This is a genomic window from Alcaligenes aquatilis, assembly GCF_003076515.1.
Classification (GTDB): domain Bacteria; phylum Pseudomonadota; class Gammaproteobacteria; order Burkholderiales; family Burkholderiaceae_B; genus Alcaligenes; species Alcaligenes aquatilis.
Genome location: NZ_CP022390.1, coordinates 425,593 through 450,111 on the forward strand (window position 1 = coordinate 425,593; position 24,519 = coordinate 450,111).

At 53.1% G+C, this 24,519-nt stretch carries 23 protein-coding genes and 1 tRNA gene; 9 read left to right on the top strand and 15 right to left on the bottom strand.

What is annotated here, in order from left to right; all coding sequences use genetic code 11:
• Positions 1-116 precede the first annotated feature (116 nt).
• Complete coding sequence (locus tag CA948_RS01940) at positions 117-1,433, top strand: DUF445 domain-containing protein (RefSeq protein WP_108727157.1); 1,317 nt, start codon at positions 117-119, stop codon at positions 1,431-1,433.
• A 160-nt stretch (positions 1,434-1,593) separates the two neighbouring features.
• Here CA948_RS01940 and CA948_RS01945 read toward each other — a convergent pair whose 3' ends face one another.
• Both CA948_RS01945 and CA948_RS01950 read right to left on the bottom strand, forming a co-directional pair.
• The gene (locus CA948_RS01945) at positions 1,594-3,249 is read right to left on the bottom strand and encodes a methyl-accepting chemotaxis protein (protein WP_108727158.1); all 1,656 of its coding nucleotides are present in this window, start codon (positions 3,247-3,249) and stop codon (positions 1,594-1,596) included.
• A 286-nt stretch (positions 3,250-3,535) separates the two neighbouring features.
• Positions 3,536-5,266, bottom strand: a complete 1,731-nt coding sequence (locus CA948_RS01950; protein ID WP_108727159.1) for a methyl-accepting chemotaxis protein — start codon at positions 5,264-5,266, stop codon at positions 3,536-3,538.
• Positions 5,267-5,673: 407 nt separating this feature from the next.
• Between CA948_RS01950 and CA948_RS01955 the strand changes: the two genes are divergently transcribed.
• From CA948_RS01955 to CA948_RS01965, 3 genes are all read left to right on the top strand, one after another.
• Positions 5,674-6,609 (top strand): NUDIX hydrolase, encoded by a 936-nt coding sequence (locus CA948_RS01955; RefSeq protein ID WP_162496925.1) that lies wholly within the window; start codon positions 5,674-5,676, stop codon positions 6,607-6,609.
• 94 nt (positions 6,610-6,703) lie between these two features.
• Complete coding sequence (nadC, locus tag CA948_RS01960; RefSeq protein ID WP_108727161.1) at positions 6,704-7,603, top strand: carboxylating nicotinate-nucleotide diphosphorylase; 900 nt, start codon at positions 6,704-6,706, stop codon at positions 7,601-7,603.
• Between the two features lie 22 nt (positions 7,604-7,625).
• Complete coding sequence (locus CA948_RS01965) at positions 7,626-8,645, top strand: tripartite tricarboxylate transporter substrate binding protein (RefSeq protein WP_108727162.1); 1,020 nt, start codon at positions 7,626-7,628, stop codon at positions 8,643-8,645.
• An 18-nt stretch (positions 8,646-8,663) separates the two neighbouring features.
• Here the strand turns inward: CA948_RS01965 and CA948_RS17670 are convergent, their stop codons facing one another.
• The 3 genes from CA948_RS17670 to CA948_RS01980 form a co-directional block, all read right to left on the bottom strand.
• Positions 8,664-8,948: a DUF6548 family protein gene (locus tag CA948_RS17670; protein ID WP_203226737.1), complete on the bottom strand. Its 285-nt coding sequence runs from the start codon at positions 8,946-8,948 to the stop codon at positions 8,664-8,666.
• A 231-nt stretch (positions 8,949-9,179) separates the two neighbouring features.
• Positions 9,180-9,452: a hypothetical protein gene (locus CA948_RS01975; RefSeq protein WP_094196159.1), complete on the bottom strand. Its 273-nt coding sequence runs from the start codon at positions 9,450-9,452 to the stop codon at positions 9,180-9,182.
• Between the two features lie 188 nt (positions 9,453-9,640).
• A complete protein-coding gene (locus CA948_RS01980; RefSeq protein ID WP_108727163.1) occupies positions 9,641-11,044 on the bottom strand; it encodes a GntP family permease in 1,404 nt (467 codons plus the stop codon).
• A 312-nt stretch (positions 11,045-11,356) separates the two neighbouring features.
• On the opposite strand from CA948_RS01980, the gene CA948_RS01985 reads away from it, so the two are divergent.
• Positions 11,357-11,433, top strand: a tRNA-Met gene (locus CA948_RS01985).
• A 38-nt stretch (positions 11,434-11,471) separates the two neighbouring features.
• On the opposite strand, the gene CA948_RS01990 is transcribed toward CA948_RS01985, so the two are convergent.
• From CA948_RS01990 to CA948_RS02020, 6 genes are all read right to left on the bottom strand, one after another.
• Positions 11,472-12,521, bottom strand: a complete 1,050-nt coding sequence (locus CA948_RS01990; RefSeq protein ID WP_108727164.1) for a tyrosine-type recombinase/integrase — start codon at positions 12,519-12,521, stop codon at positions 11,472-11,474.
• 294 nt (positions 12,522-12,815) lie between these two features.
• Positions 12,816-13,043, bottom strand: a complete 228-nt coding sequence (locus CA948_RS01995) for a hypothetical protein (RefSeq protein WP_108727165.1) — start codon at positions 13,041-13,043, stop codon at positions 12,816-12,818.
• Positions 13,040-13,312, bottom strand: a complete 273-nt coding sequence (locus tag CA948_RS02000) for a hypothetical protein (protein WP_108727166.1) — start codon at positions 13,310-13,312, stop codon at positions 13,040-13,042. The genes CA948_RS01995 and CA948_RS02000 overlap by 4 nt, the downstream gene beginning before the upstream one ends.
• Before the next feature lie 189 nt (positions 13,313-13,501).
• Positions 13,502-14,401, bottom strand: a complete 900-nt coding sequence (locus CA948_RS02010) for a hypothetical protein (protein ID WP_108727168.1) — start codon at positions 14,399-14,401, stop codon at positions 13,502-13,504.
• A 151-nt stretch (positions 14,402-14,552) separates the two neighbouring features.
• The gene (locus CA948_RS02015) at positions 14,553-15,500 is read right to left on the bottom strand and encodes a UvrB/UvrC motif-containing protein (RefSeq protein WP_159086095.1); all 948 of its coding nucleotides are present in this window, start codon (positions 15,498-15,500) and stop codon (positions 14,553-14,555) included.
• Between the two features lie 205 nt (positions 15,501-15,705).
• Positions 15,706-16,647, bottom strand: coding sequence for a phosphoadenosine phosphosulfate reductase domain-containing protein (locus CA948_RS02020; protein ID WP_108727170.1), 942 nt, complete (start codon positions 16,645-16,647; stop codon positions 15,706-15,708).
• A 168-nt stretch (positions 16,648-16,815) separates the two neighbouring features.
• Here CA948_RS02020 and CA948_RS02025 point away from each other — a divergent pair, with 168 nt between their 5' ends.
• The gene (locus tag CA948_RS02025; protein ID WP_108727171.1) at positions 16,816-17,466 is read left to right on the top strand and encodes a hypothetical protein; all 651 of its coding nucleotides are present in this window, start codon (positions 16,816-16,818) and stop codon (positions 17,464-17,466) included.
• On the opposite strand, the gene CA948_RS02030 is transcribed toward CA948_RS02025, so the two are convergent.
• Positions 17,453-18,376 carry a recombination-associated protein RdgC gene (locus CA948_RS02030; protein WP_108727172.1) on the bottom strand — a complete coding sequence of 308 codons (924 nt, stop codon included), beginning with the start codon at positions 18,374-18,376 and terminating at the stop codon, positions 17,453-17,455. The genes CA948_RS02025 and CA948_RS02030 overlap by 14 nt on opposite strands.
• 66 nt (positions 18,377-18,442) lie before the next feature.
• Here CA948_RS02030 and CA948_RS02035 point away from each other — a divergent pair, with 66 nt between their 5' ends.
• Positions 18,443-19,057, top strand: coding sequence for a hypothetical protein (locus CA948_RS02035; protein ID WP_159086096.1), 615 nt, complete (start codon positions 18,443-18,445; stop codon positions 19,055-19,057).
• A 65-nt stretch (positions 19,058-19,122) separates the two neighbouring features.
• Here the strand turns inward: CA948_RS02035 and CA948_RS02040 are convergent, their stop codons facing one another.
• Entirely contained in the window at positions 19,123-19,350 is a 228-nt protein-coding gene (locus CA948_RS02040; protein WP_108727174.1) for a hypothetical protein, read from the bottom strand.
• Positions 19,351-19,519: 169 nt separating this feature from the next.
• A complete protein-coding gene (locus CA948_RS02045; protein WP_108727175.1) occupies positions 19,520-20,188 on the bottom strand; it encodes a hypothetical protein in 669 nt (222 codons plus the stop codon).
• A gap of 1,065 nt (positions 20,189-21,253) precedes the next feature.
• Between CA948_RS02045 and CA948_RS02055 the strand changes: the two genes are divergently transcribed.
• Together CA948_RS02055 and CA948_RS02060 are read left to right on the top strand one after the other, a co-directional pair.
• Positions 21,254-22,633: an SNIPE associated domain-containing protein gene (locus tag CA948_RS02055; protein ID WP_108727177.1), complete on the top strand. Its 1,380-nt coding sequence runs from the start codon at positions 21,254-21,256 to the stop codon at positions 22,631-22,633.
• 84 nt (positions 22,634-22,717) lie between these two features.
• Positions 22,718-23,020, top strand: a complete 303-nt coding sequence (locus CA948_RS02060) for a hypothetical protein (protein WP_108727178.1) — start codon at positions 22,718-22,720, stop codon at positions 23,018-23,020.
• Positions 23,021-23,153: 133 nt separating this feature from the next.
• Here CA948_RS02060 and CA948_RS17545 read toward each other — a convergent pair whose 3' ends face one another.
• Positions 23,154-24,131: a BstA C-terminal domain-containing protein gene (locus CA948_RS17545; RefSeq protein WP_152978304.1), complete on the bottom strand. Its 978-nt coding sequence runs from the start codon at positions 24,129-24,131 to the stop codon at positions 23,154-23,156.
• Between the last annotated feature and the right edge of the window lie 388 nt (positions 24,132-24,519).

Sequence of the window (24,519 nt, forward strand, 5' to 3'; positions counted from 1 at the left end):
GGTGAAAGGACGATGACACTTTTCCTGCAGGAGGTATTTCTGCACAGGACAAGCAGGATTGGGTCACAATAAGGGGCCATAGCATGGTGCAATTGAACTAGGCATAGACTGTGACAATGTCTACCTCCCCCTCTCGTCCTGATTCCCCCGAACGCCGCCTGCGTCGCATGAAGCGCAGCGCTTTGGCCTTGCTGGCGCTGACTATCTGTCTGTTCCTGCTCAGTCACGCCATGATGCGGCAAGGCGAGGCGGCACCTATCGCCGCATTCTGGCCCTGGCTGCGTGCTTTTAGCGAAGCCGCCACAGTCGGTGCGTTGGCAGACTGGTTTGCTGTCGTCGCCTTGTTCCGCCACCCGCTGGGTCTGCCGTTTCCACATACTGCGATTATTCCCAACAAGAAAAACAGCCTGGGTGAAAGCCTGGGCGTCTTTGTGCGCGACCACTTTCTGGACTCCGCCATGCTGCTGGAAAAGCTGCGTAGTCTGGACCCGGCGGCGCGCTTGGGGCAGTGGCTGTCGCAACCCGAACAAAGTGAACGTGTCAGCCGTGCCTTGCAAACCGCTATGGGTGAGGCTCTGCGTTTGCTGGACGAGCGCAGTGTCAAACAAGCACTGACCGATGGCGTACGCGGCTATTTGATGCGGGTGGATATGGCTGGCTCCAGTTCCCAGATTCTGGGGCTGCTGACACGCAATGCCCGGCACCAGCGCCTGCTCGATGAGGTCTTGCAGCAATTGGGTGGCTATCTGTCCAATGAGGCGGTCAAGCAGCGCGTGGCCGATGTGTTGGTGCGCTACGCCCAGCGTGAATGGCCCAAGCTCCTGGCCATGGTCGGAGTGGTCACGTCGGTAGATGAGCTATCGGGCAAAATGGCGGACCGTCTGGCGCGTGCCCTGGTGGACGAAGTGCAAACCATTTTGAGCGAACCCGAGCACCCTTTGCGCAAGGATTACGAGCAATGGGTACACGACTATATTCAGCGTTTGGGTCAGGACCCGGAGTTGATGGAGCAGGTGGAGGCCATCAAGCAGCGCTTTTTGCACCATAAGGATGTGGGTGAGTACATTGATGGTGTCTGGACGGATGTCATGCGAGTTGTACGCAATGACCTGGCCAAAGAGGACTCTTCTGTGGCGGCCCATCTGCGTCAGGTCGCTCAGGATTTGGGTACGCGCTTGAATACGGATGCGACGCTGCGTGAAACCTTGAATGAACATATGCTGTCCGCGGCAGCGGGCCTGGCCGAGCAATTGCGCGAGGGGGCCAAAGACCATATCGCGCGCACCGTGCGTCAATGGGATGACAGGCAACTGGTGCGCGAGCTGGAACTGACTGTAGGTACGGATCTGCAATACATACGCTTTAACGGCACGGTGGTGGGCGGCTTGGTTGGCGTCGGCCTGCACGCGATCCTGTTATTGGGTCTGGTTTAAAAAAGAGCTTGCCAGATCAGCCTTATGCGAACGCCTTGGCCGTGCTTGGAAAACATAACAGGGCATTGCTGATCAGGATGAGCTTAATCCACGGCCTTGTCGAATGTGGAATATAAGGGGGGCAGAGAGACGTTCGGCACTTTGCCCCCAATATTTTTTATCAGGCCACTTTCAGCAAGGGCACAGGCTCCTGGGTGGCATTCGGATCAGGGACATACGTGGAGCGGCTAGCCACACCCGTATTCAGCAGTTGAATGGACAGTTTCAGCTCTTGTGCCTGGCGACTTAGCTCGTGGACGGTCTCTCCCAGGCTGCGGGCCAGATCGGCATTGTCGTTGGTGTCATTGTCCATGGTAGAGACAGCATCGTTAATCTGTGCCAAGCCGCTGGCTTGTTCATTAGAAGCCGTGGAGATCTCGCTGATCAGATGCGTGACATCCGAGACCGATTGCATGATCTCATCCATGGTGGTGCCGGCGCGTTTTGCATGATGAGCACCAGTTGCCATGCGGGCCAAGGAATCTTCCACCAGGGTTTTAATTTCCCCAGCGGCCTGTGCGCTTTTTTGCGCCAGGCTGCGTACTTCACCAGCCACCACCGCAAAACCCTTGCCGGCCTCACCGGCCCGAGCCGATTCCACGGCGGCATTCAGCGCCAGAATATTGGTCTGAAACGCCAGCCCTTCAATAATTGACACAATATCGCCAATACGTTCGGAGCTATTGTGGATGTCCTGCATGGTGCTGACCATATCCTGGACCACTTCACCTCCACGGCGCGCGTTGGACAGGCTTTGGTCGGCCAACTGATTGGCCAGTCGGGCATTGTCTGCGGTTTGCTGCACATTCATGGTCAGTTGCTCCATGTTTGCAGCTGTGCGTTGCAAGGAGCCGGATTGGGCGGCGGTACGGTTGGATAACTGGCGGTTGCCGTCTGCAATTTGCGTGGAGACATCCAACGAGGCCTGAATGCCTTGATGCACGTCGGTGGCCAGACTCAGCAGGCTTTTGCGCATCATATCCATGTAAAAGTACAGTTGCGCAATTTCCTGGCTGCGGGTGTGTTGCGGGTTCAGGTCGATCAGCAAATTGCCAGTCGCAATTTGCTGGGCGATATGGGTGGCACTGTGCAGGGGCTGCATCATGCGCTGGGTCACAATCCAGCCATAGGCCAGCGTGGCCAGACTGACCACCCCCAGGCAGGCTAGCCCGGTTGTCAGATAGGTGCCCGAGGCACCACTGCCCAGGAGCAGGCCAACGCTTAGGCTGACCAAGGCGCCTGTTAGAACCCCGAAGCGCAGCAAGCTGGCGCGCAGGCTGCGGTTCAAGGGCTGCAACAGGGTGCTCAGGGCAGAGCGCCAGCCTCTGGCTTGCAACTGGCCTTCATGCAGACGAAAGCCGCGCAGCCCTTGTTGCTGGATGGAGTGGTACAGATATTCTGCTTCTTTGATTTCTTTGGGCTGGGCGCGTACTCGTACCGAGGCATAGCCATTGACGCGGCCGTTTTCGATTAAAGGAATGACGCGGGCCTTCACCCAGTAAAAGCCGCCGTCTTTGCGGCGGTTCTTGATCAGTCCCGACCAGGATCGTCGTTGCTTGAGGGTCTGCCATAAATCCTGAAAAATCACGGCGGGCATATGGGGGTGGCGCACGATATTGTGGGGAGCCCCGATCAACTCATTGTGGCTGTAGCCGCTAACCTCGATAAAGACCGGATTGGCGTAAATGATGCGCCCCTTCAGGTCTGTTTTGGAGATTAAATAGGTTTTTTCGGGTACCTGTGTTTCATGAGACGTAATGGCTTGATTTTCACGCATGATCTGGCCCTGTTAAAGACGTAGGCGGAAAAGGACAGATCATTATGTTGCATATCGACTCAATTTTGTTACCTAGTATTTGTATTAGAGTCTAAATGTTTCATTGTGATGACATGCAGAACCCAGGGTTCCAGGGGTAGGGTTTTGTGTCTTAGTTAGTTGATTTTATTATTGATTATTTTTTTCAGGGATGTCGGGTTTAAAACTCGATCCCAGATTTATTGTTTTGTCTAGCTGTCAGTTGTGTCAGGCTCGGTGAGGGAACCGCCGAGCCTGATTTTATGGTTTAGCGGCGAATCGCTTCCAGGCGGGCGTTCGCTGTTTTGGCACTTTGAGCCTGAAAGGGGGGCGTGTTCTGGTAAGACAGCACCTGCATGGTGGGCGCCTTGCTCAGTTGGGTCAACGCGGGGGCATTTTGGGCGGTTTCGGCTGAACCGGTATTCAAGGCCTTGATCGCGTCAGCCAGTTCGGACGCTTCCGTGGCCAGATCGCTCATGGTGTTGCCCAGATCCTGCACCAAGGCTGCATTTTGCTGGGTGACTCCATCCATCTTGGCCATGGCTTCGTTGATCTGATCCAAACCGCTGGCTTGTTCGATCGAGGCGGTGGAAATCTCGCCAATAATGTCGGTGACGCGTTTAACCGAATCGACGACCTCACCCATGGTGTCGCCCGCGCGGGCGGCTTGCTCGGCACCTACAGCCATGCGGTTCACCGAAGCATCAATCAGGTTTTTGATCTCGCCTGCGGCTTGCGAGCTTTTCTGGGCCAGACTACGCACTTCACCGGCCACCACAGCAAAACCACGGCCTGCTTCACCAGCACGGGCTGATTCCACGGCCGCATTCAGCGCCAGGATATTGGTCTGGAAGGCAATGCCTTCAATCACGGTGACGATATCGCCAATACGGCGCGAGCTGTCGTGAATGCCTTGCATGGTCTGCACCACTTCATTGACCACTTCGCCACCCCGTTGGGCAATCTGCATACTGGCATCGGCCAGTTGGCTGGCTTGATTGGCGTTGTCGGCGTTCTGGCGTACGGTCACCGTCAGCTCTTCCATGCTGGCAGCAGTTTCTTGCAAGGACGCGGCCTGGTCCTCAGTGCGCGAGGCCAGATTGGTATTGTTCACTTCCAAAATGCGCGCAGCATGGATAGAGGCGTCAATGCCGGCGCGGGCGTCGCTGGCAATCCCCACCAGGCTCTTGCGCATCAAATCCAGACAGAAGTAAAGCTGACCAATTTCCGAATTGCTTTCGCTGGAGTTCAGGTCAATGTCCAGTTGCAGGTTGCCGGTCGCAATTTGTTGAGCAATCAGAGAGGCTTGGTCCAGGGGGCGGATCACGCGTTGGGCAATCAGCCAGCCGTAGCCCATCATCACGGCACTGGCCAGACACAAGCCGCCCGTCAGCCACAAGCCCGAACCTTGGGGAACTCCACCGGTCAGGGCGAAGTATAGGGCCGTGCCGGTGGTCGCCAGCGCCAAGGTGCCCATGCGGAACAGGCTGGCACGCAGGGAATTGCTGAAAGGGCGGCGTAGTTGGCTCAGGGCTTTGCGCCAGCCTGTGGGAACGGCACGGCCTTCATGCAAGCGCACGCCCTTGGCGCGTCCTTCATTGATGGCGGCATACAGGCTTTCTGCCTCGTCGATCTGTTCCTGGCTGGGTTTGACGCGCACGGATGCATAACCGGCCACTGTGCCATTTTCATAAATGGGCACCGCCATGGCGTACACCCAGTAAAAGCCACCGTCTTTGCGACGGTTTTTGACCACGCCCATCCAGGGGCGTTTGCTTTGCAAGGTATCCCAGAAATCCTGGAAGGCCTCGGGCGGCATGTCGGGGTGACGGACCAGATTATGAGCCTTGCCAACCAGCTCCTCACGGGTAAAGCCGCTGATTGCAATAAAGGCCGCGTTCGCGTAGGTAATCCGACCTTTCAGATCGGTCTTTGAAATGAGGTACTGATCGGCCCGGACGCGAACCTCGTCCTGGGTAATGGGGAAATTCTTACGCATTCATCATCCTGGAGGAGAACAAAGGGGGCGCGGGGGGCCGTCAAGCCCGCATGGACCATGCAAAAGGCATAGGCTTCGGTTTGTCTGGAAACAAGCTAAATTGTCAAAAGCCTTATATTTTTGCGAATGGCGGAGCAGAACAAAGCGTGAAACTGTTGTCTGATCAGGCCTCTGACTGAGCGCTTGCTTGTCATTTATGGCAAACACATACAGTTCAAACGCTTAACGGCAGCCAGGTTCATTTCTTTAGGCTTAGATGTTCATGAATGATAATTTGATCATCTGAAAATAATGTACTGACTGTATTTGCCGGTAGTGTGGCTGTCGTCAACCGGAGCAGGGCGGGCCTCGCTTATAATCCGCCAGACGCGCACTGGCGCGATTCAGAAGGAGAATATGTGAGCGATATGCAGGAACCTGTAGTCAGTGCGGAACTGGTGGCTGTTTTGGTGGCTGTCAGTGACGGTGAGCCTCGTGTTTTGACCACGGATGCCGGACAGGCCTTGCCCGCCGGACCGTTTCAGCACACGCACCGTTCTTTGCAAACGGGGCTGCGCGATTGGGTGGAAACCCAGACTCATCACCCGGTAGGGTATGTGGAGCAGCTATATACCTTTGCAGATAGGGATCGTTTTGATGCGCAGGGCATGCGTATTGTGTCGGTCAGCTATGTCGGGCTGACACGTGAAGTGGGTCAACCGGATGTGGCCCAGGTGATCTGGCAGGATTGTTACCGCTATTTCCCGTGGGAAGACTGGCGCGACGGCGCGCCCAGCATTATTCAGAGCACCATCGTGCCTGCGCTGCTGAACTGGTGCGAACAGGATGAATCCTTGCGCGCCTTGCGTCGTCAGCGAGTCAATTACAGCTTTGGCCTGGAAGGGGCAATCTGGAACGAGGACTTTGTCTTGCAGCGCTACGAGCTGCTGTATGAGGCGGGCTTGTTGCCCGAGTCCTGTCGCCGTCGCCAGCGTGAACAGCAAGAGCTGGGCAAGCATGATGAGCTGGGTCTGGGCATGCGCCACGATCACCGCCGTATTCTGGCCACTGGCTTGGCGCGTCTGCGTGCCAAAATCAAATACCGTCCCGTGGTGTTTGAGCTGATGCCACCAGAATTCACCTTGTTGCAATTGCAGCAGGCTGTGGAAGCTTTGGCTGGGCGGGGACTGCATAAGCAAAATTTCCGCCGTTTGATCGAGCAGCAAGCTTTGGTGGAAGAAACTGGCGCCATGAGCCTGGGAGGGTCAGGCCGACCCGCCAAGCTGTTTCGCTTCCGTGGGGACGTTTTGTTTGAGCGCGCCATTTCGGGCAGTAAATTGCCGCTGGCCAAACAAGCCCGCTAAAAATTGGGCCGATGGCTTGACAGTGCTTATGCTCAGGAATAGCATAAATGCACCGTGCCAGTAGGCCTTATTTTTAGTAATTTAAATACTCATAATGAGCATAACAAATGCCCCCGAGCCGGCAGCGCAAGCTGCACAGACACGAGCTCACCGTATTCCTGCCTTGCCCGACGTTATTCTTGAGCCTTTGGTGCGCGCCACCTTGCAAGAAGACTTGGGCCGCGCCGGTGATTTGACGACGGATTCCATCGTTCCTGCAGCAACACGCACACAAATGCGTTTGCTTGCCCGAGAGGAAGGCGTATTGGCGGGTCTGGATTTGGCGCGTTTGGCGTTTACCTTGTTGGACCCTACGCTGCGCTTTGAAGCCCAATTGCAAGATGGGGATGCCTTGACGCCAGGTGCACAGATTGCGGTCATCAGCGGCTCGGCCCGTTCCATGTTGACGGCAGAGCGTTGCGCCTTGAACTTTCTGGGGCATCTAAGTGGCGTGGCATCGGCAACGGCCTCCATCGCCCGCGCGATTGCGCCTTATGGCACCAAAGTCACCTGCACCCGCAAAACCATGCCAGGCCTGCGTGCCGTGCAGAAATACGCGGTGCGGGTCGGTGGTGGTAGCAACCATCGCTTTGGTCTGGATGACGCGGTACTAATTAAAGATAACCACATCGCTGTGGCCGGAGGCGTCAAAGCCGCCGTGGAAGCGGCCCGTGCCTACATTGGTCATCTGGTTTGCATCGAGGTGGAAGTTGACACCCTGGAGCAACTGGACGAGGTGCTGGAACTGGGGGTGGACAGCATTCTGCTGGACAATATGGACACCGCAACCTTGACCGAGGCCGTGGCCCGTGTGGCAGGCCGTGCCAAAACCGAAGCCTCTGGCCGTATCACCCCAGAAACAGCCGTAGAAATTGCCCGTTGCGGTGTAGACCGAATTGCCGTGGGCTGGATTACGCACAGTGCCCGTGTACTGGATATTGGTCTGGATGCTTGAGTAGAGAAACGTGTTGGCTGTCATGGCGGGTTTTCAGGTGGGTAAGCGGGCGGCGGTCGCCGCCTTGCTGGCAATCGTGGCGTTGGGCATGAGTCATCAGGCGGCGCAGGCCAAGGAGATGACTGCCGGGCAGGTGGAGAAGTATCCCGTCAGGCCTATTACCGTGATTGTCACCTTTCCGCCTGGGGGCGGGACGGATTTGCTGGCCCGCAAGTTGGGGCCCGAGCTGGAAAAAAAACTGGGTCAACCCGTCATTATCGACAACCGCCCCGGTGCCAGCGGCAATATTGGCGCACGAGCAGTAGCCTACGCCCGTGCCGATGGCTATACCTTGTTGATGGCCAATAGCTCTTTTGCCATCAATCCCGGTGTTTTTCGTAATCTGGGCTTCAAGCCCAAAGAAGACTTTGCGCCGATCGCCAATATCGGTTTTGTACCTTCCGTGATTGTCACCGGGCATGACTCGACTATTCAGACTCTGGAACAGGTGCTGGAGCAGAAGTCCGAACCGTCGTTGGCGTATGCCTCCTGCGGTAATGGCACTCCCCAGCATCTGGCCGGGGAAATGCTTTACGACTTGTGGAGCACGACCTTGTTGCACATCCCGTATCGTGGCTGCGGGCCGGCATTAAATGACGTGGTTGCCGGGCAAGTGCCTATCGGGATCGTGACCTTGTCCAGTGCGGCCACCTTGATCGAGTCTGGACACTTGCGTGCCTTGGCCGTCACTTCAGCCCAGCGCAGTCCGGTTTTACCCCATGTGCCTACCGTGGCTGAAATCAGTGAAACTGATTTCGAGCTGGACCAATGGCACGGTTTGTTGGCGCCGTCTCATACGCCTGAACACATCATCAAAACGTTGAATCGTGTCGTGCAACACATTGTGGCGGACCCAGCCATGCAATCGCAACTGCTGGGACTGGGCTATACGCCGCAAGAAGGCAATCAATCAGCGCAAGCCAGTGGCTTCAAGGCCATGATCTGGAATGATATCGACCGTTTTGGGGACTTGGCGTACAGGATTGGTTTGCAGGTGGATTAGAACGGGGAAGGACTTGTTTCAGTGCAATGCCTGATCGAGGACTGTGAGCCCTAGTAGTAGTAGTAGTAGTAGTAGTAGTAGTAGTAGTAGTAGTAGTAGTAGTAGTAGTAGTAGTAGTAGTAGTAGTAGTAGTAGTAGTAGTAGTAGTAGTAGTAGTAGTAGTAGTAGTTGTAGTTGTTGTTGTTGTTGTTGTTGTTGTTGTTGTTGTTGTTGTTGTTGTTGTTGTTGTTGTTGTTGTTGTTGTTGTTGTTGTTGTTGTTGTTGTTGTTGTTGTTGTTGTTGTTGTGGAGCTAAAACCTTCATGGCGGGCACGCTGATTGCAGGAAGCTTTTCCTCTAATCGTGCTCCGGCACTCGAATGCATCAGCGTCTAAGGCAATAGGCCAGTTTCTCTATAGAGTCGTGTCGGCCTTTCAGATAGTTTCAGGCCCAGACAGCCGTTTGGGCGTGTCTGGGCCAATGTCTATAGAGAGGGGGAGATAGCTGGGCTTGTGTCTGTCTATTGATGATGCACTTACAGACAAACCAGCTTCTATTAGAAGAAGCTGTCCTCGCTGGGAGTTTCAGGAACAGGCTGGGTCGCAAACCAGTGTTTTTCCAGTAGCAACGTGTGGGTCAAACCGTCCTTGCTGCAGTTGGAGTCGATCTCTATCTGGCCGCGCTGGCTGCCGCCTGCATTGAAATTGTCAGCTTCGACCTCGGCGGCGGCCATATAAGCCTGCAGGTTCAGATCAGGCTGGCCACGATCCAGAACAAACTGACGAATGGCTTCAGTGCCTAACTCATTAAGGGTGTAGGTGTAGTTCATGGTGTGCTCCTGATTATTGATCTTGATGACTCGGGAACCTATTTCTGAATCCTAGCACGCTGAGGGTGGTTGCCGGATGGCAAAGCGTTACGGATTTTCGCGAAAAAAAGATAGGGCCCATAAAAAAAGCAGCTAGGCGGAAATCCGCACATCGCTGCTTTATAGAGAGTCTGTTTTTTTAAACCTGCTTAGAAGCTGCCAAAAATCGTCCCCAGTGTGATGACTGCAATCAGCGCAATCAAAGGCGTCACCATGGTCACCATGGCGATATTGCCATAGGACTGGCGGTGATTGAGCTTGCAGATGGACAGCAAGGTAATAATCGCGCCGCAATGGGGGAGCGTATCCAGACCACCGGCAGCCATCACCGCCACACGGTGCAGTAGCTCCGGGCTGATGCCGGCTTGTTGAGCCATCGCCAGATAATCTGAACCCAGCGTCTGCAAGGCAATGCTCAAACCACCCGAGGACGAACCTGTAATCCCGGCCAGCGTCGTCATGGCGACCGCTTCCGAAATCAGCGGATTGCCGGGGGCCACGTTCAACACAAAGTCTCGAATAATCGCAAAACCTGCCAGGCTGGCAATGACGGCACCGTAACCAACTTCAGAGGCTGTATTGAACAAGGGCAGCATAAAACCAAACACGCCTTTGTTGATGCTCTCGCGCAGGCTTTTCCAGTGACCCAGACGACTGATGATCAGCACCAGACTTGCCGTAATCAAGGCGATAATCAGCGCCCACAGACCCGTAATCTTGGCAGGATCAACTTGAGGGAAACGCTCGGCCATGAATGTAAAGTTCGTGCCGGGAAAAATGCGATAGGTAAACAAGGCGTTGATGCCAATCACCAGAATCAAAGGCAGGATAGCCAGGAAAATGGGCATGGGCTTCTGAGTATGCGTGCTGTCTTCGGCGCTAGCATCAAAATGATCCTGTCCGTGATCGCCATAGTCTTCACCTTGGGCAATGGCTTTGCGTGCTCGCGACTGTAGCCACCACAAACCACCCAAAGCCATGATCAAAGCACCAATAATCCCCAGGCCAGGGGCCGCAAACACGTTGGTGCCGTAGTAAGGAATAGGAATCGCGTTCTGAATGGCAGGCGTGCCAGGCAGAGCAGTCATGGTGAAGGTGAAGGAACCCAAGGCAATCGAAGCCGGGATTAAACGCTTGGGAATACCTGCCGCACGAAACAGATCCTTGGCAATCGGGTAGATGGCAAAGGCCACCACAAACAAGGACACCCCCCCATAAGTCAGTACGCCGCATACCAACACAATGGTGGCAATCGCATGGCGATGCCCCAGTTTGTGTGTAATCCATTGAGCAATTGCCTGAGCCGCTCCGGAGTCTGCCATCAACTGACCAAACAAGGCACCTAACAGGAAGATGGGCAAGAACTGAAGTACATAGCCGCTAAGCGCGCTCATGAAGGTGGAGGTGTAGATGGGCAACAAAAACCCGGAGTCCCCCGAGAGCAGCACAGCCAAGGCGGCCATCAAGGGAGCCAGCAACAGAACCGTCACCCCCCGATAAGCAAAAAACATCAGCAGCAAAAGCGAGACAACAATAGCAAGCGTACTGGCCATAAACAAAATTCCTGTGGAAAGTCCGGATCACGGACGAGTCATTAAATGAAGACGGATCTAGCGCCGAGCAGGCAGTGTAGCAACAGAGAATGACAAACAGGATTGATAGCGCGCAAGGGGGAGAGAAGGGGGGATGGCTTGAGTGCTTACTTTTTGTAGCATGTGCCCGGTTTGGGTAAGGGCATCTGGAAATGGCTAAGCCTAATAAATACAAGGGCTTAGCGTTTCCATAGGAGAAAATCATCAAAAAGATGAAAAAAGTTCGAGATAAGTGCTTGCCAAAAGAAGAAACCTTGCTATAATTTCTTCTTCGGCGCATTAGCTCAGCAGGTTAGAGCGACGGAATCATAATCCGCAGGTCCCCTGTTCGAATCAGGGATGCGCCACCAGAATTATCCTTGTTTATCAAGGTTTTAAAGCCGCCTTTTTAGGCGGCTTTTTTCTTGCCTGCTGTTTGCTGTGACCTAAACGTGACGTGATTGGCGTACTGTGCCAGATGGCCTGCGTCCAAGTGGGCATACTTCTTCACCATGTCCAAAGTCTCCCAGCCACCCAGCTCTTTCAATACAAAGAGTGGGGTGCCGTTCTGAACATGCCAGCTCGCCCAGGTGTGACGCAGATCGTGAAAGCGGAAGTCCCGTAGCCCAACCTCCTTCATTGCCGCAGTAAATGCTCTGCGGTCGATCTGTTCAATTTGCGATCCAGCCCATACCCGAGAGAACACCAGACTGGCATGGGTGCCTATCCTGCGCTGAACCACCTCCACGGCATGCTCGTTCAATGGGACCGCTCGTGCACGGCCCGACTTGGCCAAGTCATTCGTGACCCAGGCCAGACTCCTATCCAGATCCACCTTGTCCCAGGTTAGTGAGAATATTTCGGCAGCGCGGCAGCCCGTTGCCAACGCAAACTCGCAGGAGTCTCGCACCCAATCCAAACGGATAGCGTTTAGGAATTGATCGGCCTTTGCCTGGGTAAGCCAGCGAACGCGTACGGCTGCTTCTCTTGCCATCTGTAGCTTGGGCTTGCGATCGATCCATCCAGCGTCTGCAGCAAGAGACAAGATCCGCGTCATGCTCGCCAGATAGCGGTTCTGAGTCGCCGGGGTTAGCTTTGCCGCTGGCCCGCTTTCATACGTCCTGTGAGTCGGCAGGCCATTCATTATGTCGTCAGTTGTTAAAGAGCAGATGGAGCGGCCACCAAAGACTGTTAGCCAGTACTTCACATGCCGCACCTTGGTCCGGTAATCCTTTTGGCCCTGGCTAGCATTCAGAAATTGCACGCAGGCCTCTTCAAAGCTGCGCCGTGCTTGCTCACCAAAGTGGTGCTGACGCCAGAGATCGGCTTTTAGCCGGTCGTGGAATTCCTGCGCGGCTGCTTTATCGGTTGTCCCAGTAGAGCGCCTAACTCTTTGGCCACCTGGTGCTGTGAGGTCAACCCACCAGAAGCCGGACTGTTTGTGTTTGCGAATAGACATTGTTTCTCCTGTCCATGTCGCAGCGATAATCGGATCAGATTGTTGCGCGGCTGTCCGAGTGCTGCAAGTGTTTCTGGCCAAACCCGCCAAACCCTCGACCCTGGAAGGCGAAAGGCGATGGCATGGCGCTTCATAAATACGGTGTGGTACGACAGCCCAAGCTGGTCTGCTGCCTGCTGAAGGGTCAGCGCTCGCTTGCTATCCATTCTTCCTCCCATCAAAAACCCGCCACGGGGGCGGGTAGATTCCAATCTTTGGCCGTTCTGGCCAGGACTTCCAAAATTCGATCTTGCATTAGCGGGCCTGCCGAAACTCCTGCAGGAACCGCTGGCGGAACTGCTCTGTATCCAGGTCCGTGGTGCGAACCTTCGTATTCTCAGGGTTGTTCATCCAGTTCCACATGCGCGTGCTGAGCATTTGAGCGCCGGTGATCTGGCGCTGCAGCTCATCGATTTCACAAGCCACGCAGGTGCGACCACGATGCGCCTGGGCTTCACTGTGTTTTTCGCAGCTGTATTTCATTCTTTCTCCGTGGTTATGGCCGGCGCCTGGCGCAGCATCTTGAGTAGGGCGGTTCGGTACTCACCCAGACTCAGGTACGAGATAGCGGACGCATCGCAGGCGACGAATGTTGTAATTTTGTCCAAGACTTCCCGCAATGCTTGGCACTGGTCCTGCTCTTGCTTGGCCTGCATCGCCAGCGTTGTCAGTATTTGATGAGATTCATTGAACTGGCGCGTATGCTCTCTCAAAATCGCAAGCACCACGTTGTCATCGAGCTTACCGGCCATGTCTTACCTCCTTTCGTATTAACTTCACATGTACTTTGCGCCGGATTGGCTTGGGTTTCCTTGAGAGCCAGAGCGCCAGAAAATAGACGAGAGCCACGCCCATCGTGAATCCAAGGCCTGGCAGAAAGCCGTCAAGAAACTTGCTCAGCATCACTAGGTAATTGAACTCAATGCCGAAGAGGGTGACGGTCACTGGCCTGGCTCCTTACGGGCTGCGTCGATGGCGGCGTCATACTGCTTCCGGTCAATCGTGATGCGTGTGACTGGCACACTGTTTCCGCTTCGGAACATGGCGTGAACCATTTCAGCCAGGGCCGCATCCACCTTGTCGGCGTCCTGCTGGGTGCACTCTGCGAGCTGGAATAGTCGATCACCTTCCTCCGGGTGGTGGTTCAGCTCAGCAATAGCCTTGTCACCATAGAGGCGGGGCAGTTTGCCGGGGTGCTGACATGCCCACCCACTCCACGGATCACCTTTGACCGGCAACCTATCAGCACCGCTTACAGGTTGCTGTGCCTGGACCGCACTTTCACGACCGATCTCCCAAAATGGCGCAAGCCAGTGCTCGTTGTTAGGAGGCGGGCTCACGCCTTGGAAGCCAAGTGCGAGCGCGCCTGAGATTGCATCTGCGGTCAAAGCACGTATCCCTGCTGGGTCCAGGTCGAGGGAGTAGGGCTTCACCGGGGCGGCCTGCAGAGCCTCAATCTCCTTACGCAGCGCTTCTATTTCTGCATCCCTTGCTGGGATACCTGCCCTCACATCATCGAGCGTTTGCTGTGTGACGTCTGGCTGGGCGGCAACGGGGGCGGCGGTGAGCATGTCTGCATAACGTGCTCGCGCTTCTTGCTGCCGAGACGAATGCCACTCCCCAGAAAGTGCTTGCAGCATTCCCGCGGTAGGCCCAACCGGAACCAGCTTCCAGCCATCCGGCACCGCCACCGGCTCCGCGCTCACAGGGGCAGCACCAGCGAAAAGTGGCACCCAAGCGCCGGATGCTTTGCGTACATCTTCGATCTGGCCATTGTGTAGTGGACCTTCGTATCCGCCGTCAGTACGCGGGCGATACCAGAAAAGTGGTTCTGTGCTCATCGCTTCTTCTCCCTCAGTTGGGGGTAATTAGGATTGGGGGCGGCTCTGGACGTAACAGGAATGAAGGCGCGTGTGCCGTATACCTGTGCTGCGCGGGCGAGGTTGAACGCTTCTTGCGGGGTAGACCGCGCCTGGTTGTGTGGGTGGGTGTTCATGCCAGTGCCTCCTGGGCATCTATTTTCAGAATGTCGCGTAAGACAGCTGCGCGCTCAAATGCCATGTGAGCGATGGCTGTTTGAAGTTCGGCTTTGAGCTTCTTCTCCCGCACACAAGGCTCCACGTGCTTCCTTGGCAGCGAAGGGGTGTAGGTAAAGAAGCTTCTTGAGTGGCTGTAAGTGAAGTCACGCTGCCCTGGGCCGTATACGAAGATCCACATATCGTTGATGCCTCCGTATACTCGTCCACGGAGTAATCGGCCCTTACTGTCCCGCAGCCAGCGGGTGTCGCCATGATTGAGTTTCAAGCCATCCAGGTCTGTGCGGGACCACGATGACAGTGCTTTATCCGATGGCCAGCCGTCAGCACCACGCTCGAATCGGTCTACGCCACGATGTTTTTCGTATTCGCCATTCCAGGTGCTATTGAAGTAGGCCAAAGGGTCAGGGTTTGGACTGTTTAACTTGGGTGGCTCAAAGGTATAGCCGGTGAATACGTTGCACAGATAGTCCCGGATGCGGCTTCGCGTACGCTCCATTTCAAGGCGCTGCAGGTAAGTCATGCGGCCCTCTTTGTCGAAGTCGTACTTCCCACCGTTTGGGTTCTCGCCATTCTGAATGTCTTGCCACATTTCAAGCTCTATGCAGCGCCCAGAGACCGAAAGCTCTGCCTGTAAATCACCTTTGGAACAACTGCGATGGCTGAGTGCGATGTCCTTATATTCGTCGGCATTGTTCCAAGGCATCACGCTCCATCCGATCCGGTTGAGTGTCTGCACGATGCGGGCGAACACGTCACGCTTGAATTGACGCTCCCAAGCGGCGGCTCCAGCCCAGCCGCCGGCATTTCTTGCTTCTACAATGCCTTCTTCCCAAACCATCAGCTTTGCGTCGTGAAATTTGATAATGCCCGTGCGGTTGATGCGTCCTTTGGTTAGAGCCATGGCTTTGCTTCCCATCCGTTCTCACCCCAGACCACACAGCTGTAATCAAGCTCATGGCACAGGGATGCATATCCGTTATTGAAATGACCGTGAGTGCGTGTCTTGTGCAGGAGCACGCGCACTTCCGGGTCATGGCGAAGGGTAAAAAATTGCCCTGGTTCGATGTGTCGAAGGCGGGGCAGGGGCTTGTTGGAGTGCTGTTGGTTCATTCGCATAATCCATAGATAGACGAGCAGCTGGAGGCGTCTGCAAAGATTCGCGTAAGGTCGAACTGGCGGCCTCCACGGCTTGTCATCGCCCACTGGATAACCGACTGGATGCCGTGAGTGTCGTGATTGATGCTGATCATTTCGCATGAATTGCCTGGGATAGTGTCGGCCTCGAACAGTGTGCTAGGCCCTCTTTTACTGGCCTTGCTTACCAAGCGCTCCCATTCTGAAACGCGCTCCACCTCTTCGGGGAAGCGCTTAGAAATTTCAAGTAGCTCATCTTTGCGGGCATGGATGCAGGGCATACAGCCGACGCGACCCATGCCTTGAAGATAAAGAGGGTTGGGCTCAATGCCCATGACGCGATGCGCATTAAAAACGTCTGAGACATTCCAGCGCAAAATTGGCCGGTAGTTGAAAAGACCGCCTCCTACCTCGTCGCACTCAGGCAGGCAGCGTCGGGCCAGGCTTTCGTCAGCTCGAACGCCTTGCCAAGAAAGTACCAACTGGTCCTTGTCCATTAGCGGCATCATGACTTGTTCGATAAGCGGGTTGCGTTTCAGTTCTATTGAGCAGAATCTCGCTCTAGTTGATGGGAAGCGGCCCTTCCACAGGCAGAGGTCCAGAAATGGGATGCCAGTGGGATGCAGCACTGCCAGGGCCTGCTCAACAATCGAGTCCGGCACTCCCTGCTCACGCCACTTCGTATCCACATAAAGACGCTTTCTGGCGATCTGCTCAGAGAAGTCCGCTTTCACCCAGCGGATCGGCACACCAGTGGCCTGGGCTAGGTAATGCACATAGTCATAGGTCTGCTGATGTTCATGCCCAGTGTCAGCAAAGACGGCCTGCAGGTTGGGTGCTTCCTGAACGATGGCCAGCAGCAGTAGGGCAGTGCTGTCCTTTCCGCCCGAGACTGAGACGACGTTGTGGGTCATGGGTTGATCCTAGAAAAGAAAAAACCCCGGTTGAGTAAATCAAGCGGGGTTATGGGGTGTTGCTGTAATCGTGATGCTTCATAGGGGAGGCATCCTATGTTTTAGCCACATAGGTTCGGCTATGATCCTTGTGGGAATGGATGAGACAAATCATTTGAGGAGAATCATATGAATATGGGGGACTGGCCGTGTTGGGGCAAAGTGGGCGTTGCAGTTGGTCTGACGGCTTTTGTTTTTAACTGGCCTGATTCGAGTGGCGAATGGGCCTCCTGGATTCAAGCATTTGGATCTATTGGTGCGATAGTAGGTGCCATTTGGGTATTCTCAAAACAGTCAGCCCTTAACGCAGAGAGGGATGCCAGTGAGAAAAATCACAAAGAGAGCGAGCTAAAAAGAGAGCGGCTTCAGAGACTGCTCGCTCTTCAACGATTGATTGAGCTTGGTACCACCGGGCTCGCTTCATTTTGCCGTGAGACCTGTGAAGCTGAGATTGAAACGGTCTCTCAGCTTCAAGCTGCAGTCCACAAATACAGCAAGAGATTTGATCTAGGCAAAGAGGTATTGAAGGGCATTGACTTATCCATATATCCCAACATCTTTCTCGGGTTATTTGTTATTAATCTCCGACATCAAGCAAATTGTATTGACCAGGCGGTAGAGAGGGCTGGTGTGGCGAAGACAGCGTCAGATGTTAAAGACATACAAATCGTCCTAGGAAAGGCCCACGCCATTATTCTCGATATATCTAAACGGCAGGCTGATTTTGCTCGTAACTATGATGGCAGCGCTGAGTTGTCTGGGGCCTTTACCCTAGACTAGCAGTGAGAGGGTTTTGGCTTTGTTCGCCGCCCAGCACGCCCACTAAATCGGCAATCAGGTTTGCGAGTTCGGCGGTCATCAAGGTCATGTCGGCATCAAAGATTTCATCATCGTTGACGGCTGTCACGTCTTGTTTTTCAGTCAGGATGTCAAGCGGGGCCACGCGTTTGACGTCCAGCGCGTCGGTCAGCACAAAGCTGATGCGATCAGCCCAGGTCATGGCCAAACGAGTGCATTGTTTGCCGGCTTCAACGTGCTTGCGTACTTCGTCAATATCGGCGCTTTGCTTTACGTAACGCACGGCAGCACCGCTGTCTCCGGTGGAGCGTAGCTCGGTGTCCTGGTCCACGGTGAAGTTGGCTAGTTGCTCTTCATCCACCAGCCAGGAGGTCATTGCCCGAGCCGGTGACTGCTCCGTATACAGCGGCAGGACAGGGAAGGGGTCTACGCTCTTAGCGAACAGGCCGAGCACCTCATTACTCTTAGCCACGGCAGCGGTATCAATCACAAACCAATGGTTTCGTGTGTCGATCCACACTAGAGTGTCGCGCTGCACAGCATGAGAGCGGGGCATCAAATCAATGATGATCTGCTCTTTGATTTCCTTCATCTGCTTGCGGCCTGGCTTGTAGCCTTGCTGCTCTTCGATTTCGCGGGCCTTCTCGCGTGCTGCCTGGTTAACCACAGCGCTCGGCAGCAGTTTCTTTTCAGCACGCATGCAGATCAGATACTGTCCATTCACTTCATGCACCAGCTCACCACCTTCACGCGGCGGTACCCAGCCCAGGCTGAGAGGCTCTTGGCTGCCGCATGGCGCGAATTGATGCTTGGCCAACATTTCTGCCAGCGCTTGGGCTGAAACCCCAAAACGGGTGTCCAGGCGATAGATACGCAGGTTTTTAAACCACATGGGTATATTCCTTTCAGGATGGGCTATGCTCACGCGGATAAATCATCGCGTGGAGTGGGTAGGGAAATGAAGAAAGAGGATTGTGAAGCGCGTACATTGATCGCGCTGGTGGTAGGGGTGGGGTTTGGGGTGCTGATTGGCTCGGCATTACTAGCTTCTTTTTATCCGATTTTTCAGTCGAAAGAGTGGGCGGCTTGGGTGCAGGCATTGGGCTCAGTTGGAGCAATAGTTGTTGCCGTTTTTATTGGCCGGGAAAGCATGAGGTCTGCGGAGCGGCTCCAATTAGACCGGGACTTAGCTGAGAGGAAGCGGATTGAAACTGGATACAGAGAAGTTATTAGAACTTTGTCAGCACAGACGGTCGCTGTGATATCAACCGTAGAGACAGCGGAGAGTGTTGATAGCTTACGCACCAATTGGTACAGGTACGCAGAAGAGAGCATCAACGCTAGTTTGCGGGCAATTAATTCAGTTCCACTGTATGACTTAGGTAATTCGGAAAGAATCTTATTTGCTACTATTTTGGAGATGGATGCCCGTTGGGTTATTCGTAGAGTTCTCGAGATTTTGCGCGAGAAAGGTAATGCTCCACTTCTGGCTACTACGAAAAGTGTTGACCTAAAGAGAATTAGAGGCAGCGTGACAGATGCTATGAATAGTTTTAATGCGACTTATAAGTAGTGACTAATTTTTGGGATCTCGCCCAAGGTTACCGACGAGAATTACTTTGTTGACTGAAGCCATATTTAGAAGCCCGCTGCGGGGGCGATGAATTTCAGGATCACTGCGATAACAAAGAACGCAGCAGGCATCCCCAGGCACCAACTGGCCGGGGTCTCGCTTCCAGCAGGAAGGGCCTCCCACCCAAAGTGAGCAGCCAGGGGAGGGCGCACAGAGCGCACCCAGAACTTGTCAGCCAGCAGTGCGATGGAAAGCACGCCAGCCCACATAAACAGATTTGCGAACGCGGTCATAGCGCCTCCTGAAGCGAATGGGTAAAAAGAGACCCCGCGCTCAAGTAGTGAGGGCAGGGTCGGAAGGTTAGGTTGTGTCGACGTCACTAGTACGTCCACGGAGGACTGCTATCGTAGGGGCCTGTGTTTTTGACCAGCTGCGAAACAGCAGCTACTGTGGATGATATTTTTAGCCTTTCTTCGCCTTTGAGATAATCGATCGGCAGTCCGCGATCGTTTTTTGAAGGTTCTTAGGAATTTCAAGTAGAGGAGAAACCTCAGGATTAAACGACGGGAGAGGATTGCTTGAGGGGCCAAAGGTAGATTCAAGTTCCAGTGAAACCAGTGGAATGGCACGATAGGCGTTGTGAACCGACTGAAATAACCTTTGACCTTCAGCTGCAAGTTTATTTATCTGATGTTGAGGGTTTTCGAAGTTAAAAGGCTCAGACTTACTATGCACAAGTCTATTTCTAGCTAAAACAAGTCCTTTCAGCGCAGAGTACGGAGCTAGCTCCTTCTGGAATTCGTATCCAGCGACAAGTCGCATAACAATTACCCACTTTGAGAGGACATCGAGCTTATCCAAGTGATCTTTGACGTAAGCATCCCCAAGATGGTCGGCTGCGTACTCGTAAATGGCTGACTCAAAGCACATCCCGGAAAAAACGATAGTCTGCAACCCTGCGATATCTCTCAAACGTTCGGTTTCAACATATTCAGGATCGTAGTCGGACGGCTCTAGTAATTTTATTTTTCTGTTTAATTCGATGAATTGGTCGTAGCCTCGTTCGCAAGTATCAGCAAAGACACTTGTGAGAGTTCCAATGCGAGCAAAGTTTTGGCGCTGAATCTGCATACGTTATTAAAAAAATAGAAAATATGAGACAGGCTTGTCTAGCACGCAGAGTACTCTATGAAAATTCAAATTGCTATAAAGCCTGCCATCCCGCTGGCTTCAAGCTCAGACATATTGATGTCGACATTGACATTCAGGCGCACATAGGCCATTTGCTGCTCTCCTTATAAGTCACTTTCACTTCTTTGTTCGCATGAAAAACCGCCCTGAGTAGGACGGTTTCAGATGCGGCCCCACTAAAGGGGCCCAGGCCGGGATTCCAACCGGCATGACCGTTTCCGTTTTTGGCCGTCTACGCCTCACCCTCTTTCTCCGTAAACCGTGCTTTGACGGACTGGAGACGGCAGAGATACCGCGCAGAGCCACAACCATGCTTGTGGGTGCTATTGAGCCGGACGAACACCTCCACAAGGCGGGGTGAGCAACATCGGCAGGTGGGTTGTTAAAGATCGATGGATAAATATTAGCGCCGCGCTACTCTTAATGTCAATAGCGGGGCGCTAATCATTATGAGAAAAATAAACCCGCTTTCGCGGGTGGGTGAGCCTTAACGGTGCCAGTGCTGGATCAGCCGCACCTCTCTCTAAGGGATAAATATGTTTGCAGCCGAACCACTGCATCCAAAATCTCTTGGACTGCTTTTCGTTCTAGATCAAAGTCAATCTGAGGGGTTAAGGTTTTGGGGTTGTATGTTTCCAGGTGTTCAGCCCGTTGTTGATCTATTTGGGGATTGCGATTTTTAGCATTTCCAGTGTTCTGTTTCTTGGCCTTGTACTTCCGCTTCTTCATCTAATTCTCCAAGCATGTCGCACTCCATTGAGCCCTGCATTGAGCAGTGGCATGGGAGAGTTGGCGTCAGGGTGACGCGGGCATTACTGGGCATGGGATAATTTAACTGTATATCTATACAGTATTTTTGGTCAAGACGTAGCGGATTGGTGGCTACTGTATGAGGGGGCGCTAAGCTCTGCGTCAGCCTAAACTGGTACGATTCAGATATTTACTGTTACGAAGTCGCTTCGGTGTGCTCACACAGACTTAATTGATTGATCGCGAGGAGGGGGCATGTCCCTGATGGATTATCTGAAGGGCCCTGGCTACAAGTCTGAGGCCGAGAAATTGAATAAAGAATTGAAGGCTTGTCAGGATGAGTACTCTACGCTCATGAGCAAATACACTGATCTCGAAAGCCTAGCGAAAGATTGTGGAGTGCCGGATGTTGAGGCTGTCAGAAACTTGGTGGCAGCAGAGAAAAAGTCGTTGGAAGAATTTCAAACCGGTGTCGTGAGCGCCGAAGAAGCTTTTCGCTATTCTCAGGAACGTCTGAAGAATGTAAGGAAAGAAATTCTTGTTCATGAGGAAATTGTCTCGCTGGAGTCATTCGCTCTTTATATTCCAAAATATGACTTTGTTAATAGCTCTGAATACAAGATACGGCTGGATGCTATTCGCGAGCAACAGAAGGCTCTGATCAAGGAAAATGCGGCGGCAACAGGTAGCACTGACTGGGTGGTAAACGGGAAAAAGTCGGAAGGTAAGAAACTGGTCAATGACATCAAGAAGCTTTTAATCCGGTCTTTTAATAATGAATGCGATCAATGCGTCGATCACGTTAAATTTAACAATGTCGAGCGTTCTGAGGCCCGGATTCAAAAATCCTTTGAAACATGCAATAAGCTAGGTATGGTTGCCAATGTATCCCTATCTAGAGAGTACTTATCTCTTAAGCTCGATGAGCTCCATTTGGCGCATGAGTTTCAATTAAAAAAGCAAGAAGAGAAGGAGGATGCCAAGAAGGCAAGGGAAGACTTAAGGGAACAGCAAAAGCTCGAACAAGAAATTCGCGCAGCGAGAGAGAAGATTAACAAAGAGCGCAAACATTTCGCTGCGGCTTTGTCTTCCCTACAGACCCGACTTGAGCAAACGCCGGAGGGTCAAGACCGCGAAGGCATCCTTGCTAGGATCAACGAAATACAGGCACAGAGCGAAGCAATCGACTCAGAAGAGAAGGCAATCGATTACCGGGAAAAGAATGCCAAGGCTGGATATGTTTATGTCATTTCCAATATCGGCGCTTTTGGGGAGGGCGTTTATAAGATTGGGATGACGCGGCGGTTAGAGCCGATGGAACGCATTTCTGAGCTAGGCGATGCTTCCGTGCCGTTTTGGTTTGACGTCCATGCAATGGTTTTCTCGGACAATGCCCCGGCCCTTGAAGCTAAGCTGCATGAGCATTTTTCCTCTGGTCGATTGAATAAGATCAACGGGAGAAAAGAGTTTTTCCGGGCTGATATCAAAGAGATTGAGGATGTTATTCGCAGAAATTACGATTCAGCCATTGAGGTATTGCATGAGGCTCCGGCTGAGCAATATCGCGAAAGCCTGCAGATGACTGCTCCCTCAAAGGCAATCCAACTGGCCGAAATGGCTGCGCTGGATGAGTAGTGGCCAGCACGTGATTGAAGGATAAGATGGTATTACTTTTTGTATTTTTGGGGGCGAGAGGGACAGATGAGCAGACTTAGTCGGATGACCGTGGGAGTGGTGCTGGCCATCGGCCTGGCTGGATGTGCCAAGCAGGTTTTGTATAAACCTGGCGCCAATGTCTGGGACTTTGAGGCAGATAAGTCAGCATGCGAGTACGAAGCGTTGAAATATGCTGGCGGGTTCGACAACTCTTATAGGAGCGCGTTTGGTTCGTCGCTGGACATGGCGCTAAGGAGAAATGAGATAACGATGGCGTGCATGCGCCAGAAAGGCTGGCACCCGGCACCCGCCAGCAATGCTGCTCCTGAGAAATTTACGCCGACTAAAGTTGATCTACCTACCTGAATAAGTGTCGACCAACAAAAAAGCCCCGTGTGAACTGACTATCGTATTTCGTCATGAAAAACACCCCAAAGGTCGGTTCAATGTCCAGCTTTTGAGGTGCAGCTCAGGAGGGGCTCAGTATGTAGTCTTGAGTTTAGGCAATACGTTTGCGTTGTTCTATTTGGGGTGCGTTAGCCGACAGTCCGAGCGCCGTTAAGGCAGCATTGGCAAAAGGGGCTGGTAGGTCTTTCTTCTTAACCTGCAGAGAAAGGTACCCGGTCAACTTGCCACCCCTTATGTAATCCTCTCTAAACCATTTTTTGAAAGCTCCAAGCGCCATTTCAGGATAAGCCCATGGTTCTTGTGGGTTTGATTTTGCTTGCGCATAACAAGAGGGGTAGTCATGATCGTACTTGATGCGCGCGCCGTAAAGCTCATCCCCAGAAATGGATAGCCAGTGCTTTGACCACGCCATACCCACACTGATATCAGGAACAAAACTCTGATCAGTATGGATCCCGTTCTGGCCAAGCGTTATGAAGAGATCATGAATAGCGTGAAAAATGCCAAAATATCCTTCTGGCACCGTGTTATGAAGCAGGGATGCACGGTCATGGAATGGCTGCCACAAGGAAGGCACTGCATTTGCTGGATCGTACCCACAGCTTTGGTAGATGAAGTCGCGGAATGATTTTCTGGCTAAGATGCGATAGTTGTGTTTTGCATCATCGGTACTGTGGGCTCCCGCCTCGAAAGCATAGTATTCAAGGATAGCCATGCACACAGCGTCGGGAAACGCATGAGTGTCCCCATACTTACCGACAAAACGAGTATAGAGAAAGTCGCCGGGATGCCCTTGTTCAAGGATGAGTCGAAGTATTACTTTGCCGCGCGGCTTAGAAACTTCATCTCCCCAGTTATTGGCAAAGCGGAGCAGCCCAGAGTGATCGATGCCGCACATTCTGGCCAGTCCACGCAAGCCCATAAACGGAGATCCGTCACCCAGGACCCCCATGTGCACACCATCAATTTCAGCCTCAACCAAAGGGTGGTGACTATTAGGCCCATTTTTGCTTGTATCTATTTGATTTTTATTGATAATGGGGTGGTGACTACCGTTTCTTTTTCGCATGATTACAGACCTTTTTGTAAAGGTTGGTTGACGCTAGCACCACAAAATCAGACAATATTCACCGACACGGATGTCATTTTCTTGGTGCTAGCAAGAAATGCAGACATCTCATAGCCACCTGAGTTTGCGCAAACTCAGGTGGCTTTTTCTTTATCTGCCAATACATTATATGACTGCTTTGAACTAGCGTCCTTCTTGATGTCGCCTTTAGGTACTAGGCGTTACAAAGACGTGCATGATTTTATTGGTTTTTTTTGTTTTGGGTTTATTTACACCACTATATGTTGTGGTTTTTTGAGGCCAGACATGTGTTTTAATTAGGTCGTTACGGCGTAACTTATTGATTGGTCGATGCGGGTATCGATGTAGCTCACACCGAGTAGGAGTA

Excerpts from the sequence above, each read along its gene's own strand:
- CA948_RS01940 (WP_108727157.1), top strand. The coding sequence starts at position 117 with ATGTCTACCTCCCCCTCTCGTCCTGATTCCCCCGAACGCCGCCTGCGT.
- CA948_RS01945 (WP_108727158.1), bottom strand. The coding sequence starts at position 3,249 with ATGCGTGAAAATCAAGCCATTACGTCTCATGAAACACAGGTACCCGAA.
- CA948_RS01950 (WP_108727159.1), bottom strand. The coding sequence starts at position 5,266 with ATGCGTAAGAATTTCCCCATTACCCAGGACGAGGTTCGCGTCCGGGCC.
- CA948_RS01955 (WP_162496925.1), top strand. The coding sequence starts at position 5,674 with ATGCAGGAACCTGTAGTCAGTGCGGAACTGGTGGCTGTTTTGGTGGCT.
- nadC (WP_108727161.1), top strand. The coding sequence starts at position 6,704 with ATGAGCATAACAAATGCCCCCGAGCCGGCAGCGCAAGCTGCACAGACA.
- CA948_RS01965 (WP_108727162.1), top strand. The coding sequence starts at position 7,626 with ATGGCGGGTTTTCAGGTGGGTAAGCGGGCGGCGGTCGCCGCCTTGCTG.
- CA948_RS17670 (WP_203226737.1), bottom strand. The coding sequence starts at position 8,948 with ATGAAGGTTTTAGCTCCACAACAACAACAACAACAACAACAACAACAA.
- CA948_RS01975 (WP_094196159.1), bottom strand. The coding sequence starts at position 9,452 with ATGAACTACACCTACACCCTTAATGAGTTAGGCACTGAAGCCATTCGT.
- CA948_RS01980 (WP_108727163.1), bottom strand. The coding sequence starts at position 11,044 with ATGGCCAGTACGCTTGCTATTGTTGTCTCGCTTTTGCTGCTGATGTTT.
- CA948_RS01990 (WP_108727164.1), bottom strand. The coding sequence starts at position 12,521 with ATGTCTATTCGCAAACACAAACAGTCCGGCTTCTGGTGGGTTGACCTC.
- CA948_RS01995 (WP_108727165.1), bottom strand. The coding sequence starts at position 13,043 with ATGAAATACAGCTGCGAAAAACACAGTGAAGCCCAGGCGCATCGTGGT.
- CA948_RS02000 (WP_108727166.1), bottom strand. The coding sequence starts at position 13,312 with ATGGCCGGTAAGCTCGATGACAACGTGGTGCTTGCGATTTTGAGAGAG.
- CA948_RS02010 (WP_108727168.1), bottom strand. The coding sequence starts at position 14,401 with ATGAGCACAGAACCACTTTTCTGGTATCGCCCGCGTACTGACGGCGGA.
- CA948_RS02015 (WP_159086095.1), bottom strand. The coding sequence starts at position 15,500 with ATGGCTCTAACCAAAGGACGCATCAACCGCACGGGCATTATCAAATTT.
- CA948_RS02020 (WP_108727170.1), bottom strand. The coding sequence starts at position 16,647 with ATGACCCACAACGTCGTCTCAGTCTCGGGCGGAAAGGACAGCACTGCC.
- CA948_RS02025 (WP_108727171.1), top strand. The coding sequence starts at position 16,816 with ATGAATATGGGGGACTGGCCGTGTTGGGGCAAAGTGGGCGTTGCAGTT.
- CA948_RS02030 (WP_108727172.1), bottom strand. The coding sequence starts at position 18,376 with ATGTGGTTTAAAAACCTGCGTATCTATCGCCTGGACACCCGTTTTGGG.
- CA948_RS02035 (WP_159086096.1), top strand. The coding sequence starts at position 18,443 with ATGAAGAAAGAGGATTGTGAAGCGCGTACATTGATCGCGCTGGTGGTA.
- CA948_RS02040 (WP_108727174.1), bottom strand. The coding sequence starts at position 19,350 with ATGACCGCGTTCGCAAATCTGTTTATGTGGGCTGGCGTGCTTTCCATC.
- CA948_RS02045 (WP_108727175.1), bottom strand. The coding sequence starts at position 20,188 with ATGCAGATTCAGCGCCAAAACTTTGCTCGCATTGGAACTCTCACAAGT.
- CA948_RS02055 (WP_108727177.1), top strand. The coding sequence starts at position 21,254 with ATGTCCCTGATGGATTATCTGAAGGGCCCTGGCTACAAGTCTGAGGCC.
- CA948_RS02060 (WP_108727178.1), top strand. The coding sequence starts at position 22,718 with ATGACCGTGGGAGTGGTGCTGGCCATCGGCCTGGCTGGATGTGCCAAG.
- CA948_RS17545 (WP_152978304.1), bottom strand. The coding sequence starts at position 24,131 with ATGCGAAAAAGAAACGGTAGTCACCACCCCATTATCAATAAAAATCAA.